This window comes from Microcystis sp. LE18-22.4A (genome assembly GCF_027531105.1).
GTDB lineage: Bacteria > Cyanobacteriota > Cyanobacteriia > Cyanobacteriales > Microcystaceae > Microcystis > Microcystis aeruginosa.
This window is the reverse complement of sequence record NZ_JAPZRB010000375.1, coordinates 1-2,544: the sequence shown is the minus strand read 5'-3', so window position 1 is coordinate 2,544 and position 2,544 is coordinate 1. Positions and strand designations below refer to the sequence as shown.

The window sequence follows — 2,544 nt, the reverse complement described above, 5'->3', positions numbered from 1 at the left end:
TCAATAAGATTTGATGACCCAACGATTAAGCCTTTACCAGTAACAGATAAAGCCATTGGAATTGACTTAGGAATTAGTAGCCTCGTGATTACCAGCGATGGTGACAAAGTATCTAATCCCAAGCATTTTAAAAAGCATTATCGGAGACTGCGAAAGGCCCAAAAAAGCCTTTCTAGAAAACAGAAAGGGTCAAAAAATCGGGAAAAAGCAAGAATCAAAGTAGCCAAGATTCACGCTCAAATCACCGATAGCAGAAAAGACCATTTACATAAGCTAACCACTCAATTAGTTCGGGAAAACCAAACGATTGTGGTTGAGAATTTAGCCGTCAAGAATATGGTCAAAAACCCCAAGTTATCTCAGGCAATATCTGATGTAAGCTGGGGAGAAATCACTCGGCAGTTAGCCTATAAATGCCGTTGGTACGGCAGAAATTACATCGAAATAGATAGATGGTTTCCTAGCTCTAAAAGGTGTAGTAATTGCGGGTATATTGCTGAGAAAATGCCGTTAAATATTCGAGAGTGGGACTGTCCAGACTGTGGAACACACCATGACCGAGATATTAACGCTAGTAAAAACATTTTGGCCGCAGGGCTTGCGGTGTCAGTCTGTAGAGCGACCATAAGACCAGAACATAGTAAATCTGTTAAGGCAGGTGCGAAAAATCCTTCGGGACAGAAGCAGAAACTCAAATCGTGAGGTTTGGGAATCGCCGTCCGTTTACGGCGGTGAGGATGTCAATGTTACATTAATTCTGCGCCAACCCCTGTCAACCCCAATCACCGATAAAATAGGGATGAAGTGTTAAGTAGCTTGAGTGTTTATGCAGTCTCCCGAACCGTTCGATACTAAATATACCCCAGAGGAAGTGGAAGTGGAAATCGAAACCGACGATTTTCCCCCCGTTGCTACCCCGGTTAGTTTCGCTGCCACTCTCGAAAAAGTGAAAACTTGGTACGGCAGCCTGTCCACACCGGCACAGGTAGTCGTGGCAGTGGCGGGGGTTTTTGTGGCTCTTTCGATTTTAACGGCGATTTTACGGCTAGTTAGCGCAGTTTTAAGCGCTTTAATCCTTGCCGCTATCGTTTATCTCATCTATCGTTACATCCTCAAACCGAAAGTTTAGTTGGCTATGCACATTTTCTGTTCAATGTCAAGAGTTTAATTGATAAAAAAAATTTATGGAAGAAGCGGACACCAGAGATATCTTGGGGGAAAATGTGGCTAAGTTGGGACTGGCCCAGATCCAGCGTCATCTATTTCTCTGCTGCGATCAGACTAAGCCAAAATGCTGTGACAAGGAAGAAGGGTTAGAAGTGTGGGATTATTTAAAGAAGCGGTTAAGTGAATTACAACTTGATCGCCCCAGCACCGACCGTCCTGGCTGTATTTTTCGCACTAAAGCCAACTGTTTGCGGGTTTGTAGCCAAGGTCCGATTTTATTAGTGTACCCGGAAGGAGTCTGGTATGGAAGGGTAAACAAGGAAGCGATCGAAAGAATTATCCAAGAACACCTAATCGGTAATCAAATCGTCACCGAATATGCTTTTCTTCGCCACGATTTACCGGCAATTTCTCTGAACTGTCCAGAAGAAGAACCCGAAACAATAGAGGAAAACAGGGTTAAAACTAGCTGAAACACAATTAACTACACATATCTAACTACCTGTTGCCTCTTGCCTGTCGATCCTTTGTCCGTCTCCATTCCCCCAACCCTGCAGCCCAGAAAATACCGATGAAAGAGACCAACAAAGACAATAAACAACTTTTATTAATCGACGATGACCCAAATTTAATACTTTTGGTGAAGGATTATCTAGAGTTTCGTGGTTATAGGGTGACAACCGCAGAAAACGGTCGGGAGGCCCTGGCAATCCTCGAACGCGGGGCAAATGCTGCCAAGGCACGGGAAATGCCCGATATGATTATCTGTGATCTGATGATGCCGGAAATGGACGGTTATGCCTTCCTCGAAAAAATTCGTCAGGACAGTCGTTTTAGTTGCATTCCCGTGATCTTTCTCTCCCCTAAGGGTCAAAGTCAGGACAAGGTAACAGGTGTAACCGCCGGGGCCGATTTTTATATGGTTAAACCCTTTGAACCGGAAGAATTAGTGGCCCTGGTGGAGTCTTCCCTTAAACAAGCGGGCAGGTTGCTGAAACGCAGCACCCGCATCCATTCCCCGGATGTCACCCCTGTTCAAGTCCAGGGTAATGTGGAATTAACCCCAACGGAATTAAAAGTAGTACAATTGGTCGCACAAGGACTGGCTAATCGGGAAATCGCCGCAAAACTCAATGTTAGTCAACGGACAATCGAAAGTCATGTGTCGAATATGCTTCATAAAACCGGTCTTCATAATCGCACGGAATTGAGCCAGTGGGCGATCGAAAGTAATAAGCTGTTGACTATCTAGGGTCTGCTGAAAAAGTTTTTCGTGGGGACAGGGTGTGGGGTGTGGGGTGTGGGGTGTAGGGTTTTACCGATTCTCATCTGGTCAATTACCTAATTTTCAGAGAAAAAGTCCCAGAATTTTCCCCC

The 2,544-nt window shown here is 44.8% G+C and carries 4 protein-coding genes; all 4 read left to right on the top strand.

Annotated elements, in window-relative coordinates; translation table 11 throughout:
• The coding region (locus O9295_RS16725) for an RNA-guided endonuclease TnpB family protein (protein ID WP_288033978.1) at nucleotides 1–702 on the top strand (702 nt) is incomplete at its 5' end.
• A gap of 124 nt (nucleotides 703–826) precedes the next feature.
• The gene (locus O9295_RS16720) at nucleotides 827–1,129 is read left to right on the top strand and encodes a hypothetical protein (RefSeq protein ID WP_061432461.1); all 303 of its coding nucleotides are present in this window, start codon (nucleotides 827–829) and stop codon (nucleotides 1,127–1,129) included.
• Nucleotides 1,130–1,184: 55 nt separating this feature from the next.
• Nucleotides 1,185–1,640 (top strand): (2Fe-2S) ferredoxin domain-containing protein, encoded by a 456-nt coding sequence (locus O9295_RS16715; RefSeq protein WP_061432462.1) that lies wholly within the window; start codon nucleotides 1,185–1,187, stop codon nucleotides 1,638–1,640.
• 98 nt (nucleotides 1,641–1,738) lie between these two features.
• The gene (locus O9295_RS16710; protein WP_288033975.1) at nucleotides 1,739–2,419 is read left to right on the top strand and encodes a response regulator transcription factor; all 681 of its coding nucleotides are present in this window, start codon (nucleotides 1,739–1,741) and stop codon (nucleotides 2,417–2,419) included.
• Nucleotides 2,420–2,544 lie beyond the last annotated feature (125 nt).

What these genes read in the sequence shown, in the direction of transcription:
- O9295_RS16720 (WP_061432461.1), top strand. Translation starts at nt 827, where the DNA reads ATGCAGTCTCCCGAACCGTTCGATACTAAATATACCCCAGAGGAAGTG.
- O9295_RS16715 (WP_061432462.1), top strand. Translation starts at nt 1,185, where the DNA reads ATGGAAGAAGCGGACACCAGAGATATCTTGGGGGAAAATGTGGCTAAG.
- O9295_RS16710 (WP_288033975.1), top strand. Translation starts at nt 1,739, where the DNA reads ATGAAAGAGACCAACAAAGACAATAAACAACTTTTATTAATCGACGAT.